The organism is Paracoccus alkenifer, from assembly GCF_900108405.1.
GTDB classification, from domain to species: domain Bacteria; phylum Pseudomonadota; class Alphaproteobacteria; order Rhodobacterales; family Rhodobacteraceae; genus Paracoccus; species Paracoccus alkenifer.
Window position 1 is genome coordinate 194,877 of sequence record NZ_FNXG01000003.1, and the last position, 16,410, is coordinate 211,286.

General features: G+C 66.1%; 18 protein-coding genes and 1 tRNA gene. 10 read left to right on the forward strand and 9 right to left on the reverse strand.

Features of this window, described 5'->3' with window-relative positions:
• The 6 genes from motA (at position 1) to BLW83_RS09320 (ending at position 5,657) form a co-directional block, all read left to right on the forward strand.
• Positions 1-867 carry a flagellar motor stator protein MotA gene (motA, locus tag BLW83_RS09295; RefSeq protein ID WP_090847937.1) on the forward strand — a complete coding sequence of 289 codons (867 nt, stop codon included), beginning with the start codon at positions 1-3 and terminating at the stop codon, positions 865-867.
• Positions 867-1,163: a hypothetical protein gene (locus BLW83_RS09300; protein WP_143042804.1), complete on the forward strand. Its 297-nt coding sequence runs from the start codon at positions 867-869 to the stop codon at positions 1,161-1,163. Before motA ends, BLW83_RS09300 begins: the two co-directional genes overlap by 1 nt.
• Complete coding sequence (locus tag BLW83_RS09305; protein ID WP_090847939.1) at positions 1,160-3,241, forward strand: flagellar biosynthesis protein FlhA; 2,082 nt, start codon at positions 1,160-1,162, stop codon at positions 3,239-3,241. The genes BLW83_RS09300 and BLW83_RS09305 overlap by 4 nt, the downstream gene beginning before the upstream one ends.
• Positions 3,238-3,996: a flagellar biosynthetic protein FliR gene (locus tag BLW83_RS09310; RefSeq protein ID WP_090847940.1), complete on the forward strand. Its 759-nt coding sequence runs from the start codon at positions 3,238-3,240 to the stop codon at positions 3,994-3,996. Before BLW83_RS09305 ends, BLW83_RS09310 begins: the two co-directional genes overlap by 4 nt.
• The gene (flhB, locus tag BLW83_RS09315; RefSeq protein ID WP_090847941.1) at positions 3,993-5,087 is read left to right on the forward strand and encodes a flagellar type III secretion system protein FlhB; all 1,095 of its coding nucleotides are present in this window, start codon (positions 3,993-3,995) and stop codon (positions 5,085-5,087) included. Before BLW83_RS09310 ends, flhB begins: the two co-directional genes overlap by 4 nt.
• A gap of 186 nt (positions 5,088-5,273) precedes the next feature.
• A complete protein-coding gene (locus BLW83_RS09320) occupies positions 5,274-5,657 on the forward strand; it encodes a hypothetical protein (RefSeq protein WP_090847942.1) in 384 nt (127 codons plus the stop codon).
• Here the strand turns inward: BLW83_RS09320 and BLW83_RS09325 are convergent.
• The 4 genes from BLW83_RS09325 to BLW83_RS09340 form a co-directional block, all read right to left on the reverse strand.
• On the reverse strand, positions 5,639-6,070 hold the full coding sequence (locus tag BLW83_RS09325) for a GNAT family N-acetyltransferase (RefSeq protein ID WP_090847943.1): 432 nt from the start codon (positions 6,068-6,070) through the stop codon (positions 5,639-5,641). The two genes, BLW83_RS09320 and BLW83_RS09325, sit on opposite strands and share 19 nt — an antisense overlap.
• 154 nt (positions 6,071-6,224) lie before the next feature.
• Positions 6,225-6,890, reverse strand: a complete 666-nt coding sequence (gene tsaB, locus BLW83_RS09330) for a tRNA (adenosine(37)-N6)-threonylcarbamoyltransferase complex dimerization subunit type 1 TsaB (RefSeq protein WP_090847944.1) — start codon at positions 6,888-6,890, stop codon at positions 6,225-6,227.
• Positions 6,883-7,443 carry a NifU family protein gene (locus BLW83_RS09335; RefSeq protein WP_090847945.1) on the reverse strand — a complete coding sequence of 187 codons (561 nt, stop codon included), beginning with the start codon at positions 7,441-7,443 and terminating at the stop codon, positions 6,883-6,885. Before BLW83_RS09335 ends, tsaB begins: the two co-directional genes overlap by 8 nt.
• 82 nt (positions 7,444-7,525) lie before the next feature.
• The gene (locus BLW83_RS09340; RefSeq protein ID WP_090847946.1) at positions 7,526-7,981 is read right to left on the reverse strand and encodes a universal stress protein; all 456 of its coding nucleotides are present in this window, start codon (positions 7,979-7,981) and stop codon (positions 7,526-7,528) included.
• Positions 7,982-8,152: 171 nt separating this feature from the next.
• On the opposite strand from BLW83_RS09340, the gene BLW83_RS09345 reads away from it, so the two are divergent.
• The gene (locus BLW83_RS09345; protein WP_090847947.1) at positions 8,153-8,899 is read left to right on the forward strand and encodes a sugar transferase; all 747 of its coding nucleotides are present in this window, start codon (positions 8,153-8,155) and stop codon (positions 8,897-8,899) included.
• On the opposite strand, the gene truA is transcribed toward BLW83_RS09345, so the two are convergent.
• The 4 genes from truA to BLW83_RS09365 form a co-directional block, all read right to left on the reverse strand.
• A complete protein-coding gene (gene truA / locus BLW83_RS09350; RefSeq protein WP_090847948.1) occupies positions 8,814-9,614 on the reverse strand; it encodes a tRNA pseudouridine(38-40) synthase TruA in 801 nt (266 codons plus the stop codon). The two genes, BLW83_RS09345 and truA, sit on opposite strands and share 86 nt — an antisense overlap.
• A 3-nt stretch (positions 9,615-9,617) precedes the next feature.
• Positions 9,618-10,595 carry a 5-bromo-4-chloroindolyl phosphate hydrolysis family protein gene (locus BLW83_RS09355; protein ID WP_090847949.1) on the reverse strand — a complete coding sequence of 326 codons (978 nt, stop codon included), beginning with the start codon at positions 10,593-10,595 and terminating at the stop codon, positions 9,618-9,620.
• Between the two features lie 222 nt (positions 10,596-10,817).
• The gene (locus BLW83_RS09360; protein WP_090848164.1) at positions 10,818-12,146 is read right to left on the reverse strand and encodes a glycosyltransferase family 4 protein; all 1,329 of its coding nucleotides are present in this window, start codon (positions 12,144-12,146) and stop codon (positions 10,818-10,820) included.
• Between the two features lie 33 nt (positions 12,147-12,179).
• On the reverse strand, positions 12,180-12,488 hold the full coding sequence (locus BLW83_RS09365) for a hypothetical protein (RefSeq protein WP_090847950.1): 309 nt from the start codon (positions 12,486-12,488) through the stop codon (positions 12,180-12,182).
• A gap of 148 nt (positions 12,489-12,636) precedes the next feature.
• Between BLW83_RS09365 and BLW83_RS09370 the strand changes: the two genes are divergently transcribed.
• Together BLW83_RS09370 and BLW83_RS15715 are read left to right on the forward strand one after the other, a co-directional pair.
• Positions 12,637-13,374 carry a class I SAM-dependent methyltransferase gene (locus tag BLW83_RS09370; RefSeq protein ID WP_090847951.1) on the forward strand — a complete coding sequence of 246 codons (738 nt, stop codon included), beginning with the start codon at positions 12,637-12,639 and terminating at the stop codon, positions 13,372-13,374.
• A gap of 165 nt (positions 13,375-13,539) precedes the next feature.
• A complete protein-coding gene (locus tag BLW83_RS15715) occupies positions 13,540-14,370 on the forward strand; it encodes a PIG-L family deacetylase (RefSeq protein ID WP_177172534.1) in 831 nt (276 codons plus the stop codon).
• 241 nt (positions 14,371-14,611) lie between these two features.
• Here the strand turns inward: BLW83_RS15715 and BLW83_RS09380 are convergent.
• Positions 14,612-14,685, reverse strand: a tRNA-Gly gene (locus BLW83_RS09380).
• 85 nt (positions 14,686-14,770) lie between these two features.
• On the opposite strand from BLW83_RS09380, the gene BLW83_RS09385 reads away from it, so the two are divergent.
• On the forward strand, positions 14,771-16,219 hold the full coding sequence (locus tag BLW83_RS09385) for a TrkH family potassium uptake protein (RefSeq protein ID WP_090847953.1): 1,449 nt from the start codon (positions 14,771-14,773) through the stop codon (positions 16,217-16,219).
• Positions 16,220-16,410: the final 191 nt, after the last annotated feature.

Here is a 16,410-nt window from a genome sequence, read left to right on the forward strand (position 1 = left end):
ATGGCAGGGATTGTCGGAATCGCGCTGACTTTTGCCATGGTGTTCGGCGGCTATATTCTTGCCGGGGGCAAGATGGCGGTGATCACCCACGCGCTGCCCTTCGAGATGATGATCATCGGCGGCGCGGCGATCGGCTCTTATCTGCTGTCGAACAGCGGAGGCGTGCTGAAACACACGCTGCCGGGGATCGTCCGGGCCTTCAAGGGACCGCGATGGACGGAATCGGACAACACGCAGATGCTGTGTCTGCTGTTCCAGCTGCTCAAGATCGCCCGGGCCAATCCCATCGAGCTTGAAGAACACATCGAAGCCCCCGCGGATTCGACCATTTTCCAAGCCTATCCCACGATACTGGCCGATGAAAACGCAGTGACGCTGATCACGGACACGATGCGCTCTGCCAGCCTCAACTATGACGATCCTTATCAGGTCGAGGACATGCTCAGCCGCCGCCTGAACCTGATGAGGGAAGAGGCCATGCACGTCCCCCACGCCTTGCAGCACATGGCGGACGCACTGCCGGCGCTGGGGATCGTGGCGGCGGTGCTGGGGGTGATCAAGACCATGGGCTCGATCGACCAGCCGCCGGAAGTCCTGGGCGGCATGATCGGCGGCGCGCTGGTGGGCACGTTTCTGGGGGTGTTCCTGGCTTACGGGCTGGTCGCACCGCTGTCGCAGCGGCTGGCCGCAGTGATGAAGCAGGATCTTGCCTTTTACGAGGTCATCAAGTCGGTGCTGATCGCCGGGCTTCACCAGCACGCCACCACGCTGTGCGTCGAGGTCGGGCGGCAGGCCGCCCCCGAACATCTGCGGCCCAGCTTTCTCGAGGTCGAGGATGCGCTACGCGAGCTGAAAAGGGCGGCATGATGCTTCAGGCGCTGGTTCTTGCGGTCGCACAGGCGCTCAGCCCTGCGGCGACCGCATTCGTCGAGGATGCGACAGCGCGGCTGATCGCCGGCGAAGAGCTGTCCCCGGATTTTCCGGTCCGGCTGCAAGCGCTGCCACCGGACCAGCGGCTGCTGGCGATCGTGCATCTGCGCCGCGCGGGCTATCTCGCCGATGTGGTCATGCCGCTCGACTGGATCCTGTCGCCTGCCGGTCCCGACCCCGCCACCGACTCCGACGCCGCCCTCGGCTCCGACAACGCAAAGGCGCATGAATGAGCGCGATCGCCCCCGTGTCCCGCATACCCGCCTCGACCAGGCCGCTGGCCATCACCGGCGGGCTGGTGCTGATCGTGATATCCATGGTGATCCCGATTCCGGCCGGGCTGCTGGATGTCGGATTTGCCCTCTCGATTGCCACCTCGACCCTGATCCTGGTCATGGCCAGCGTGGTGAGCCGGCCGACAGATTTCCTGGCATTTCCAGTGATGCTGTTGATTTCCCTGCTGATCCGGCTGTCGCTGAACGTCTCGTCCACAAGATTGATCCTGACCGAGGGCCATACCGGGCCTCATGCAGCGGGCGAGGTCATCCTGGGCTTTTCGCGCTTTGTCGCCGGCGGCTCGCTGATGGTCGGGATCACTGTCTTTGCGGTCATCTCGATCGTGAATTTCATGGTGATCACCAAGGGCTCGGGGCGCATGGCCGAGGTCTCGGCCCGCTTCGCGCTGGATTCGCTGCCCGGCAAGCAGCTGGCCATCGACGGCGACCTGAATTCGGGCGCGATCACCCATGACGAGGCCAAGCAGCGACGCGCGCAGGACCAGCGCGAGATCAGCTTTTTCGGCTCGCTGGACGGGGCATCGAAATTCGTCAAGGGCGACGCAATTGCAGGTCTGCTGATCACCGCGGTGAATTTCTTTGTCGGGCTGGGCGTCGGATTGCTGTCGCACGGAATGCCCATGGCCGAGGCGCTGGCCACCTATTCCAAGCTGACCATCGGCGACGGGCTGGTCACGCAGGTGCCGGCGCTGATCACCTCGATGGCGGCCGCATTGCTGCTGTCGCGCGGCGGTGCGACGGAATCGACCGCCGACATGCTGTCGGGGCAATTGGCCCAGGGCTGGCACGCCCCGGCGCTGGCTGCGGGGGCGATGGCGGTGCTCAGCCTCGTGCCCGGAATGCCGACGCTGGTGTTTCTGGTCATCGCCGCTGTTGCAGGGCTGTTTGCCTGGCGCAACGCCACGCGGATGGCCAGTTCCGCGGCCGACGGCGAAATTCTGCCGCCCACACCCGCCCAGGAGCCGCGCCCCCGCATCGGCGACATCATCGACACCGACGAAATCAGCGTCGAGATCGGCGCCGATCTGATCGCATCGGCGCTGGACCCGGCAAGGGGCCTTGGCAGCCGCATCAACAACCTGCGCATCCATATCGCCCGCAGTTACGGGGTGATCCTGCCCGAGGTGCGGATAACCGACGGCCCCGGCCTGACGGGGGGCGAATATGTCATCCGCGTGCATGGCGTGATCCGCGCGCGCGGACTGCTGGTGCCCCATCAGATCCTTGCGCTTGGCAATGACGAGACGCTGGATGCAGTGCCCGGCGACCGCACGCGGGAACCCGTCTACGACAGCCCGGCCCGCTGGATCGACCCTGCCCGCCAGGACGAGGCGGCAATTGCCGGCGCCAGCGTGGTCACCCCGATGGAGGTGCTGTCCACCCATCTGATGGAAACGGTCAAGGCGCAGATGCCGGCACTGCTGACGCTGGGCTCGATGCAGCGGCTGATGCAAGAGCTGCGCTCGCTCAGCGACGAGACGCGCGCGCAAGCGTATCAGCGCGTCTTTGACAGCCTGATCCCTGACAAGGTCGCGCCCGAGCAGCTGCTGTCGGTGCTGCGGATCCTGCTTGAGGACCGGGTCTCGATCCGCAACCTGCCGCTGATCGTCGAGGCAATCCACGAAAGCCGCTCGTCCGACCCCGAGACAGTGGCCGAGTTCGTCCGCCGCCGCCTGCGCGGCCAGATCACCGAGCAGCTGTCCGACCCCGACGGCCGGCTGGACGTGATGCAGCTGCACCCGGGCTGGGAGGCCGAATTCCACCGCGCCGAATCCGAACCCGGCCGGGCGCAAGGGGCGCTGACCCCGCCGCTGATGCAGAAACTGACCGAAAGCCTGCGACTTGCGGCCGGCGCCCTTTCTCCGGGGATGTCGCCGGCGCTGGTCGTGCCCGATCATCGACGGCGTCTGGTGCGGGCGGTGGTCGCGGGGGCAGGTCTGGGCTGGCCCGTGCTGGGGATCGACGAGGTCGACCCTCAGGCCAGGGTCCGGCTGGTCGGAACGGTCGAGCCATGATGCTGCACGCGGCACTTCCGCTGGATCTGCCGGGCTGGCTGACCCCGCTGCTGCTGATCTATGCGCGTATTCAGGCCTGCCTGATGACAATGCCCGCAATCGGCGAACGGGTGCTGCCGGTCCGTGTCCGGGTTGCTGCGGCGGTGGCGCTGGTGCCGCTTTACGCAGGCGCCGCCCCCGCGATGCCGCCGCCGGGGCTTTTGCCGCTGGCGGCGCTGATGGGGGTCGAGATCGCCTCGGGGCTTGTTCTGGGACTGATGGTCCGGGTCGTCGCGATGGCGCTGGACGTCGGTGCGACCGCAATCGCGCAAAGCGCCTCGCTGTCGGCAATGCTTGGAGTTTCGGATGAAATGGCCCCGCATCCGATCGGAAATCTGCTGCATATGGCCGGAATGGCCGCGCTGATGGCGCTGGGGTTGCCGCTGTTCATCTGTCAGGTTCTGACCGACAGCTTCGCCCTAAAACCCGCGGGTCTGTGGCCCGATATCGGCGCGATCTGGCCCGAGTTCTGGCGGCTGGTGATCCATAGCCTGACGCTGGCAATGCTGATCGCGTCGCCCTTTATCCTTGGGGGGCTGCTCTTTCAGACGCTGGCGGGGGTGGTGGCGCGAGTCATGCCGGCCATGCCCATCGTCTTTGTCGCCGCCCCCGCCGCCATCCTGTTGGGGCTGACGGTGCTGACGCTGCTGGCACCGGGCCTGCTGAGCATCTGGGCCCGCGACGTGCTGTCCCTGCAACCGGCGGTGCTGCGATGAGCGATTCCCCCGACAAGGACGACCGCCAGCACGAACCGACCGAGCAGAAACTGCGCAAAGCCCGGGAAAAAGGCGATATTCCGCGTTCGACCGAGGTGACGGCCGCACTGTCCTGGCTGGGCTTTCTACTGGCCTTTACCGTCGGCTCGGCCGTGATCGTTCCCGCCTGGCTGCGGATGGCGCAGCGGCTGATGGGGGGCGAACACCTGCCCCAAGGCGGCGCGCCGCTGGTCCGCGCGCTGGGGCTGTTATCCTCGGGCGCGGTGGTGGGGGTGGCGCTGGCCGTCGCGCTGGTGGTGATGCTGGGCCTGATTGCGCAACGGGGGCTGGTCTTTACGCCCTCGAAACTGGCGCCAGACATCAAGCGGATCAATCCGGTAAAGAATTTCGGGCAGAAATTCGGCAAGTCGGGGCTGGTGGCCTTTGCGATCTCGGTGGCCAAGCTGGCGGGCGTGGGCGCCGGTGGGGTGGTCCTGTTCACCAACCTCGGCCGGACCATCGTGCAATCGGCCAGCATGGGGGCCGCCGCCTGGATTACCGCGATCCCGCAGCTGATCCGTCAGGTGCTGGTGCTGGCGCTGGCCGTCGCCGTGGTCTTTGCGGCCGTCGATCTGTTCTGGAAACACTATGATTTCCGCCGCCGCAACCGGATGACCCGCAAAGAACTGGAGGACGAGCACAAGGATTCCGAAGGCGATCCCCACATGAAGGCCGCAAGGCGGCAAAAGGCGGTCGATCTGGCGCTTGGCTCGATGCTGGCCGATGTCGAGCGTGCGGATGTGGTGATCGTCAACCCGACGCATTATGCCGTCGCGCTGGAATGGAAACGGGGCAGCGGTCGGGCGCCGGTCTGTCTTGGCAAAGGCGTCGACGAAATCGCCGCCCGCATCCGCGAGCGGGCGCGCGAACACCGGGTGCCGATCTGGTCCGATCCGCCCTGCGCCCGGGCGCTGCACGCAACCACCCGCATCGGCGACGAAATCCCGCCGGAACAGTTCGGCCCCGTCGCCGCCGCAATCCGCTTTGCCGAGGCCATGCGGGCCAAGATGCGCCGTGGATACGAGGGCGGACTGGATGGGGCGGCCAGATGACGCCAGCGCTGGGCAAGCCGTTGGAAATCCCGAGGGCCGCGACGGCCAGGGGCGTGGCGGCTTTGCGTGTCCGGGCGCCAGGACGCTCTGGCCCGGATCGGCAGCGCGGGGCGATGCCCGGCGGCCGCCTGCGGTCACGGCGGCGCGAAAGATGCCTTGAAAGATGCTGCGAACACGGGGCGGGTCATGGGTAGGAATACGGACCGGCTGGGCCAGCTTGCCCGGATTGCGCGGGTCAAGGCGGATGGCGAGCTGCGGACCTATTCGGCCCGGCGCGCGCAGGCCGACGCGATGCAGCGTCAGGTTGACGCAGTTCGCGACGAGCTGAGGCAGGCCATCGCCTCGCCCGGCTCGGACGCGCTTGAGCAGTGGCGGCGGACGACCGCGCTGGTCGGTTATCGCTCCGAGCAATTGCAGCAGGCCGAGGCGGCGCTGACCCGCATCAGGCCCGGTCTGGAAACCGCACGTCAGGCAGCGATACGGGCCTTTGGCCGGGCCGAGGCCCTGACGCAATTGCAGGCGCTGACCCGCGCGCAGATCCAGCTTGACCGTCAGCGGCGGGGGGGCTGATGCGGTGCCTGATCCGCAAGATCATGCCGCATCACCAGCGCAGCCAGCCCCGGCGCATAGTAATTCCGCCGCTGCCCGGCCTCTTGCCAGCCAGTCGCGCGATAAAGCCCGATCGCCGCCGCATTGTCGGCCGCGACCTCCAGGAATGCGGCCGCCGCCCCCTGGGCCGTGCAATCGGCAAGGAAACGCCGGACCAAGGCGCGCGCCTCTCCGGTCCTGCGGGCGGGCGGGGCGACCGCCAGCGTCAGCAGCTCGGCCTCGCCCGCTGCGATGCGGCCCAGCAGAAAACCTTGTGGACGCACAAGCAGCACAACGCCGGGCGCCGAAAGCAGCGCGGCAAATTCCCCCGTGCTCCACGGTCGGGGCCGGGTGAAGCAGCTGGCGTGCAGCGCGGCAAGCTGTTGCGGCGTCATGGTTATGCGGCCCTTTCACCAGATCGCACGACGGCGCGGCGGTCGATACGCGCGGCGTTTCACCGGCCCCACCCCCGGCACACCCACCGCCATCTGCCGCGCATTGGGTCAAGCGGGCGCAAAGATCCCGCGGCAGAATTCGGCCGCGCGGCGATCACGGCAGGATCAGCGGCGGTGGATCGCGCGGCGGGGCCGCATCGGCGGGGCGCAGATACAGCGGCGCCGGGCGCGCGATGGCCGCCCGATCAGCCGGCGCGCCCACAGGCTCCGCCGCTGATGCGGCCACAAGTCTTGCTGCCAGAATTGCGATCGCCACCGGCAAGGGGTGGGGCGAGCGGCAAGCCTCGGGTCCGTTCGGAATCGTGTCATTTCGTCCCAGCGCGGCAGGCGCCGGGGTTCCTGTGGCAGAGCCGAGGGATGAGTCGGGGGGGGACGCCGGGAAATCCTGCCAGGCGATTTCATCCCCGCGCAGCGTCACGACGGCTCGGCAGGGACGGGGCGCGTCGCAGGCCGAAGCCTCGGTCACCGTGATTCCGACCGCCGGAATACCCAGCGACAGCGCCAGCCCACGCGCCGCCGCGACGGAAATGCGCACACCGGTGAAATTGCCCGGCCCCACGCCCACGCCGATGGCGTCGAGATCGGACCAGCCCAGCCCGGCCTCGGCCAGAAGTTCGGTCAGCAAGGGAAACAGCCGCTCGGCCTGCCCGCGCGCCATCGGTTCGATCCGCTGCGCCAATACCCGGTCGCCGCAAATGACAGCGGCCGCGCAATGCGCGGCCGACGTGTCGAACCCCAGAACCCGCCGCCGGTCAGGCAACGGGGCGAACCTCGACCACCTCGGGGATATAATGGCGCAGCAGGTTCTCGATCCCCATCTTCAGGGTCAGCGTGGACGAGGGGCAGCCGGCGCAGGCCCCCTGCATATGCAGATAGACCACGCCGCGGTCAAAGCCGTGAAAGGTGATATCGCCGCCGTCCTGTGCCACGGCCGGGCGCACGCGGGTATCCAGCAGCTCTTTGATCTGGTTGACGATTTCGACATCCGGCCCGTCGTGTTCGGCATGGCCGCCACCAGCCGCCGCCGCTTGGGTCATCACCTGATCGCCGGACTGGTAATGGTCCATGATCGCGCCCAGAATCGAGGGCTTGATCTGGTCCCAGGCCGTCGCATCGGTCTTGGTGACGGTGACGAAATCCGACCCCAGAAACACGCCTGTCACCCCCGGCACCGCAAAGATGCGCCGTGCCAACGGGCTGCCGGCGGCCTGTTCGGCGTCGGGGAAATCGGCTGTCCCGCTGGCCAGCACGGTTTCTCCGGGCAGGAATTTCAGCGTGGCGGGGTTCGGGGTCGTCTCGGTCTGAATGAACATGGGATGCTCCTCGGTCCCGAGAGATATGGTTCCCCGGTGGGGTGCAAGTCAAGGTCGGGCCGGTTTTCGCTGTCCGCGGCGGTCAGGTGATCTGTTCAAGCCGCTCGCGCGAGATATCGCCCGGCACGATCGTCAGCGGGCAAGGCAGCGAGCCCAGCTCTCGCGTCAGCCGCGTGACCAGCGGCCCCGGGCCGCCGCTGTCGACCGCCGCCGCCAGCACCACCGCGGCGATATCGGGGTCGGCAGAGATCTGGGCCACCAGCTCGGCACCCGGGTCACCCTCGCGCAGGACCAGCTCGGGTTCGACCCCGGGGCGGTCGCGCATCCATTTTGCAAATACCTCGAACTGGGCCTCGATCCGTTCGCGGGCCTCGGCCCGCATCACCTCGGCCACCCCCATGCCGTGCTGGATTTCATTGGCCGGAATGACCGAGAGCACCTGCACCGTGCCGCCGGTCGCGGCCGCCCGCAGCGCGGCGAAACGGATGGCGTTCAGGCATTCCTTGCTGTCATCCAGCACCACCAGAAACTTGCGCATCGTCTGCTCCTTCTGCGCGCGACCCTGCGGTCGGCCTGTCCGGCAAACTCGCAAAACCGCAACGCTGCCACAAGTCCGGAATGTTTCGGGCGTTAGCTATTCCTTGAGGACTTTGCGTTACGCCGGACAGGACGAGGTGGATTCGACGGGACAAACGGGGCGGTGGCGCGGATGACGATCCATCATGACTGGCACGCGGACGCAGGGCTAGTGCCGATCCGGACCGCGCGGCTGCAAGGGCCGACGGGCAAGCGGCTGTTTGACGTGGCGCTGGCGCTGGCGCTGCTGCTGCCGTTATCGGCAGTGATGCTGGGGGTGGCCGGGGTGTTGCTGCTGGCGCAGGGACGGCCGGTATTTTATCTGTCCGAACGGATGCGGGCGCCGGGACAGGTGTTCCGGCTGATCAAGTTCCGCACCATGATCCCCGTGGACAGCGACAGCGGCGCCACCGGGGGGCATAAATCCTGGCGGATCAGCCGGCTGGGCCGCATCTTGCGCCGCAGCCGGTGTGACGAATTGCCGCAGATCTTCAATATCCTGGCCGGCGACATGAGCTTTGTCGGCCCCCGCCCGCCGCTGCGGGAATATGTCGAGCGTTTTCCGGTGCGCTATGGGCAGGTCATGCAGATGCGCCCCGGGGTGACCGGGCTCGCCACACTGATCTGCCACGCGCATGAGGATCGCATTCTTGCGCGCTGCCTGTCGCCAGCCGCCACTGAATCCGCCTATTACCGCCGCTGCCTGCCCATGAAGCTGCGGCTCGATATGGTCTATCTGCGCCGGCGGACGCTGTGGCTGGATCTGTGGATCATCGCCAATACGGTTGCGACGGTCATCCGGCCGGGGTGGAAACACCGGCGGCGAAGGGGTCTTGCGGGTAATCCGCGCCCACCAGATACAGCCCGTGCGGCGGGCTGACCGGACCGCAGGCCGCGCGATCGCGCGCCGCCAGCGCCTGCGCGACCCGTTCGGGCCTCCATGCCCCGGCGCCGACCCGTTCCAGCGTGCCTACGATCGAGCGGACCTGATTATGCAGGAACGAACGCGCCGCCAGATGAAAGCGGTATTCGGCGCCATGGGGCAGCACGGTTTCCTGGATGTCGATGCGGTCGAGCGTCTTCACCGGGCTTGCCGCCTGGCACATGGTCGAACGAAAGGTGGTGAAATCATGCAGCCCCGTCAAAAGCCCCGCCGCCTGGCGCATCGCCCCGACATCCAGCGGATGAACCACCTGCCAGACACGGCCACGGTCATGGGTCGCAGGCGCCCGGCGCGACAGCAGCCGGAACAGATAGCGCCTGCCAATAGCCGAAAACCTGGCGTGGAAGCTTTCATCCACCCGCGCCACCGCCAGCACCGCCACAGGCGCGGGCTTCAGGTGCCAGTTCAGCGCGCCGGCCAGCCGAAACGGATCCCAGTCGCGTTCCAGATCGGCATGGGCAACCTGCCCCAGCGCGTGGACGCCGGCATCGGTGCGCCCGGCGGCAGCAATCCGCGCGCCCGCGGCGAAACCGGGGTCGAGCCGCGCCAACGCCGCCTCGACCGTCGCCTGGACCGAGGGCTGCCCGGCCTGCGCCTGCCAACCGGCAAAGGGGCCGCCGTCATATTCGATTTTCAGGGCGAAACGAGGCATCGCCTAGCGCGTGCGCTCGTGATCGGCGCTGCGCAGCAGCTCTGCGGCGGTGGGTTCGGCGCTGTGATCCTCAAGCGCCGCACCGGGCGGAGGCCGCACCCCTTCGCGCGCCAGCCGGTCGCGCAGCACCTCGATCTCGATATCCATGTCGGTGCGCACCCCGTCATGCAGCCGCTGCGAAATTGCTTGGAAACTGGTTTCGAGATCGGCCAGCAGCGCCTCATAGTCGCGCAGCGCCCCGGGGTCGGGGCTGCGGGCATAGAGATCGGCAAACTTCACCGTCGCGTCGCGGGCGCCGATCAGATAGACACCCAGATAGCGTCGGGCCGCAGTCAGCGCGCCGGGGTTCTGTTCGACCCGCTCGAACAGCGCCCGCGCCGTTGCCGCAAAGGTCGCGACCCGGGCCTGCAACTTGCGGTCGCGGGTGCGCTGGATCGCATCGGTCATGCCGCGCAGATGGGTCTCGGCCTCTTCGACCATGCGGGCGGCGCGATCCTGCTGGAAACCGTCGATGCCCTCCATCCCCTTGTCGCGCATCGGGTCGGGGCCAAAGGCCAGCCAGTGCAGCACCGCGCCGGTAACCCCCAGCACCGCCGCGCCGGCAAAGGCGCCCGGCTCGGACGCGCCGACCGCGATGCCCACCCCGGTCAGGACACCGCCGAACAGCTTGCGCGGAATTGCCGGGCGGCGCGCGATGCGCCGCGCGTCATAGGCAGCCTCGGCCTGCAAGCCTTCGCGGGTCATCCACATTCCGGCCGCGATGATGCCAAAGCCCAGCAGGCTTGACGCCATCGCCACCGGATCGCCCTGAAAGAATGCCCCCACCAGCAGCGGCGCCGCCATCGCCGTCACCCATTTCGTGCGCGATTCGTAGCGGTGGCGGGCCTGGCCCGGCGCGGGGCGGGCAAGCCCCGTGCCCGCTGCGGGTCCGGTCCCCGGCTGCCCGTCGGGTGAATACCTGCCACCAAATCTTATCGCCATGCCCCTTGGCCCCCTTCAGCCCGCACCGAAGAGCGAGGCGTATAGCGTCACCCCCATCAACAGAAAGAACGAAAGGCGCTGAATCGCGGGACGGGACATGGCAGGGCCTTTCGGCTGGCGTTTCACTGGGCCTTACTGCGGTCGCACGGGTCCGGCCGGACGGTCAACCCCGCGCGGCGCAAGTCGTTCCGTGGCAATGGCCGGGTCCGCGCCGGACCCGGATCACGGCTCGCCACGACCGGCAGCCACGCGAACCGCCATCGGATCGGGCCGCACGGTCCGCACGCCCATCACCCAGTCATAGACCTCGCGCACCTGCGCGGCCTTGTGTGCCCATGTAAACAACCCATCGACCCGCGCCCGCGCCGCCGAGGCTTTTTGCGCGACCTCGTCCGGGTTGTCGGCGCAGCGTTGCAATGCCGCGCGCAGCCCGGCGACCACCTCGGCGCGGTCTCCGATCGGGACGGCATAGCCGGTTTCCGGCGTCACCAGTTCGGCCGGGCCGGCATAATCGACCACCACCGGGCAAAGACCCAGCGCCATCGCCTCAAGCACCACGCCACCGCCGAATTCGCGGATCGAGGGAAAGGCCAGCACCGTGCATTCCGCCGCGATGTCCTGCACCTCTTGGTGTTTCTTCCAGCCGTGAAAGCGCACTGCGCCGCCCAGGTGTCGCGCGCGCGCTTTCAGCTCGGGCAGCATCGGGCCGTCCCCGATGATGTCCAGCTGCATCCGGCCCGATTCCAGCAGCGGCTCTGCCGCCGCGATCAGCATGTCGACGCCTTTCAGCGGCACCAGACGGCCGATGAAACAGGCGCGCAGCGGCCCCCCGGCCAGCGTCGGCCCATGATCGGCGCGCCGCCAGAACCGGGCCGGGTCGATGGCGTTTTCGGGCAGATAGATCACCCTGTCCCGGTGCCGGGCGGGAATATCGCTGATCGTCTGGCGCGATCCGGCCAGAATGGCGTTCGCCCGCAGGGTGTTACGCCGCCCGGGCAGCATCCGAGACACCCAGCGCAGGCGCGACAGCCATTCGTTTTCCTGCTTCATCTCGGCCTCGAACCCCTTGGGCCACGGCACCCCGCCGTTGATCGGGCCCAGCAGGAACGGCACCCCCGCACGGCGGCATTTCGCGGCCATAGGGCTTGGCTGCACCGGCGACAGCGGCGTGACCCGATGCACCAGGTCGAATTCCCCCGCGCGGATCGCGCGCCCGAACCGCCGCCACACCAGATGCTCGAAATACGGATAGCTGATCGTGTTCACCGCCTGCTGGATCGTCCAGCCCCGCCCCTCGCCGCCCGACAGGAAGGCGCCGAGTTTCCACAGCGGCCGGGCCAGCGCCTCGCTGTCGATGGCGGTAAAGTCGCGCCCTTCGACCAGACCGGCGCGCAGGATCGCCTCACGGTTGCGAATCTGGGTGACCAGATGCACCTGGGCCACGTCGCGCAGTGCCCGCGCCAGCGACCAGCCGACCAACGGAACCGACACCCATTCGGGATTGGCCGCCTCAGCGATCACCAGAACCTTTGGCGCTGCCGTGCCTGTCATTTCCCGCGCCATGGGTTCGCCTCGCTCGTCGCATCACTCTTTGCGGCTGCCTTTGTCGCAACCGAATTCGTCCAGGCCGGGCATGGCCATTGCTGTCGTCACACCATCCACTTCAGCGGCGTCAGTGTCGCATTGCCCAGCATAACGAACATATCGGCAGGAAAGAAAGGCGGCATCTTGCCTAAATTCCATGATATTGCCGCCAAATTTTTCTGTGCCGGGGCCGAACACGGCACTGCTGCACACGCCATGGTTGCAAACGTCGTTCGTTTTCGCGTCCACATCATGTTCTCGCGCCATCCGGCGGGTCGCGCGGCCGCGAAATTTGATCGCCCCATGCATCCTGCTCTGGCCGGGCCGTGCAGCGGTATCGGGCGGACGACCCATCGCCGCACATCGTCCCGCGTGAACGATACCAAGGATTCTTGTGTTCAGATTTCACTTCAAATACTGTAGCATACCACGATATGCCTTGTTACGGACGGTTACGATGATCTGCAATAAGACTGACTTTGTAAAATATTATAGAGAATTGATCCGTGGCAAAGAGTTTGTGGAATCCGAGTCATATTATGAAAATTCGGTGTCCCGCCTGTGGAAAGCCTTTGATCGCATCCAGCGGCTGAATCTGCCGTCTTCGGCCCGGGTCATTGACATCGGCGGCGGTATCATGGGGGTTTTGCTGGCTCGGATCCACGGCATGCAGGTTACCGTGGGCGACGTGAACAGACGCGCGGCCGATGATATAAACGGATTCGGCATCCGTTTCATCGAACTCAATCTTTTGTCGGACACGCAGCTTCCGCAAGAGCAATTCGATCTGGTCATCCTGCAAGAGGTCGTCGGCCATTTGCCGCACCCGCCCTATATCGTGTTCAAGCGGATCCAGAGTTTCCTGAAAAAGGACGGCGTTCTTTTCCTGACGACGCCGAATGGATCGCGGTTCCGCAATGTGCTGTATCTGCTGGCCGGCAGGCAGGTATTGGATCATTTCCGATACCCCCAAGGGACCGAAGCCCTGGGCGTGCAGCATGAATATACGCTTAACCAGATGATATGGCAGCTGGAACGCTCGGGAATGCGCGTGTCATCCGCCCGGCAATATTCCTGCGGCTGGCGGGGCGAGACGCTGCTGGCGCGGGTGGCGCATAAATTGATTGCTCCGGTCAGCCTGGTGCCGCATTTGCGCAACGGCCTAATGCTGACGGCGCAGAAATCTGCGGGCTGAGTCCGAGAAACACGGAATTGCCAAATTCACGAAAGCAGCCTCGTCATTGAAGCATTCGGCAGTCATTATTTTTCAAACCCGGCTTGTCCCGCAGGAAAGGCTTGCATAACCGCCATGACATCCACGGACATGATGCTTTCGCCGCCCCCCGGCTGTGCCGTCGTAATGGCCCATCCCGATGACGAGGTGCTTTGGGCCAGCTCGGTTCTGGCAAGTGCAGGCCGGGTGATCCTGTGTTTCGGCGATTCCCCGGGCCGTCCCGCCTTTTCAGAGGGGCGACGCCGCGCGGTCGACGCCCTGCCGTTGAACGGGGTTGAAACGCTTGAGATTGTTGAGGCGTCGGCATTCGATCAAGCCAGCTGGCCCATTCCCCAAGATACCCCCGAGGGGCTGGCGCTTCGGAAATTGCCGTTCAACCTGCATGGCGCCGGGCTGACCGCCTATCGGGAAAACTTTGAAACTCTTTGCCGCCTGCTCGAAGATCGCCTTGCCGAAGTGGCAGATGTCGTGACCCATAATCCATGGGGCGAATATGGGCACGAAGATCACGTTCAGGTCTTTCGCGCCGTCGAGACAGTGCAGCGGAAATTGGGTTTCCGGATTTGGGTAAGCTGCTATGTCAGCGACAAGGCCGTGATCCTGATGCAGCGCCATCTTTATCGGCTGGGTCAGCCCTCGGCACCACTTGGCACAGACAAGGCGCTTGGCGATGAATTGCGCCAGATCTATACCGAGAACGGCTGCTGGACCTGGCCCCAGGCCTATATCTGGCCGGATCAGGAATGGTTCTATCCGCTGTTGCCAAATTCGACCGAGGCCCCGCCGGTTTCCCCCTGCCAGGTGCAGTCGGTTCACATGAACATGATCCGCTTTGAATTCAAGCCGTTGGGGCGCATCGCCGGATTTATCAAAAGCAGCCTGCGCCATGTGAAATACCGGCTGGTGCGACGTTCCCCGGGCTTTGGCCGCGTTCTTGAATCAATCAGGAATGAATAACGGAAACCCCGCCGCGATGACCATTTCCCGAATACCATGACCGGCGGGATAATTCGGAACAGGAATTGGCAATTCGGGCGTCGTGACACAGATTTCGGCAGCGTTCCCCGCCCGCCTGCCGGGTGACCGGTCCCTACCCCGTTGCAACCGCCGGGATTTCCCCAAGATCTGCCTCGCCTGTGTCCACCCATGCGAAAACATCGGCGACCGCGGGGTCAAGCATCTGGTTTCAAAAGGTTTTTGGAGCGGGTGATGGGAATCGAACCCACGTATTCAGCTTGGAAGGCTGCTGCTCTACCATTGAGCTACACCCGCGACCTCCGCAGGATTACCCGACCGCTGCGCCCCGCGCAAGCGGCTGCGCTTGACCAGAGGGGGCGGTGGGGGCACTCAGGTCGGCATGATCGACATTCGCCCGGTGGTCCACACCATCTCGAAACTCTGCGTTGCGATGGGCGTGCTCATGCTGGCGCCGGCGGTGATCGACTGGGCGAACGGCGACCCGAACTGGCGCGCCTTTGCCATGGCGGGCAGCGGCGCAATCGTGCTGGGCACATTGGTGGCGCTGGCGACACCGGGCGACGGCAGCCCGCTGGTGATCGAACAGGCGTTTCTGCTGACCACCGGGCTGTGGGTGGTGCTGCCGGTGCTGGGGGCGCTGCCCTTCATGCTGGGGGCGCCGGCGGCGGGCTGGACCGACGCGATGTTCGAATCCATGTCCGGCATGACCACCACCGGCACCACGGTCTTTCGCCGGCTGGACCAACTGCCGCTGGGCACGCATCTGTGGCGCGGCACCCTGCAATGGTCGGGGGGGCTGGGCATCGTGGTCGTGGCGATGGTGTTCCTGCCGGTGATGCGGGTCGGCGGGATGCAGTTTTTCCGCTCCGAGGGCTTCGACACCATGGGCAAGGTCATGCCCCGCGCGCGCCAGATCGCGGCCGAGATGTCGCAGCTTTACCTTGGCATCACCGTTGCCTGCGCAACGACCTATGCCGCGCTGGGGATGGGCGGGTTCGATGCGGTGATGCACGCGCTGACCACCTGCTCGACCGGAGGCTTCGGGCGCTATGACGCCAGTTTCGCGGCGTTTTCCGGCCCGATCGAGCTGGCGGCGTCGTTCTTTACCATCCTCGCGTCGATCCCCTTTGTGCGGATGCTGCAACTGGTCCACGGCGACCCCGCGCCGCTGTGGCGCGACAGCCAGATCCGCACCTATCTGGGCATCATCGCCGCCGTCTGGCTGCTGATTCTGGTGTATGAGGCGCTGTGGCGGTCGGTCCTGCCCTCGGCCGAGCTTGCGCGCGAGGTGATGTTTCACGTCGTCACCATCATCTCGGGCACGGGTTTTGCCTCGGTCGATGTGACGCAATGGGGGTATCTGCCCTTTGCACTGCTGTTCTTTGTGGGGCTGGTCGGGGGCTGCACCGGATCGACCGTCTGCTCGATCAAGGTCTTTCGCTATCAGGTGCTGTTTCAGGCACTGCGCGGGCAGCTGACCCAGATGCAATCGCCCCACCGGGTCCGGCCGTTGCGGTTGCAGGGGCGACGGTTGGACCCCGAGGTGGTGAACTCGGTCATGGCCTTTTTCACCATGTTTGTGCTGAGCTTCGGGGTGCTGATCGTGGCCTTGGCGCTGACCGGCCTGCACCCGCGCACCGCCCTGACCGCCGCCTGGACCGCGATCGCCAATATCGGCCCCGTATGGGGCCCCGAGGTGTCCGCCAACGGCGGGGTGGCGGAATTTCCGCCCTCGGCCAAATGGCTGATGATCGCGGGGATGTATCTGGGCCGGCTTGAGCTGATCACCGTGTTCGTGGTGCTGATGCCGCGGTTCTGGCGGCGGTAATGCATTGCATTATTGCATGATAACAATATCGTGCCACAAAACGCATGACGGAAGTATGCGACGACAGGCCGGACCGCCGCAGAGCAAGGATTCGTCGAGCAATCCATCGCATTGATGCTGGGCAGCAACCCCTCGGGCTTCGCGCAGGGCGAGGGCGTAATGCTGCGCGCCTTGCGGGGGTCGAGCGCCTC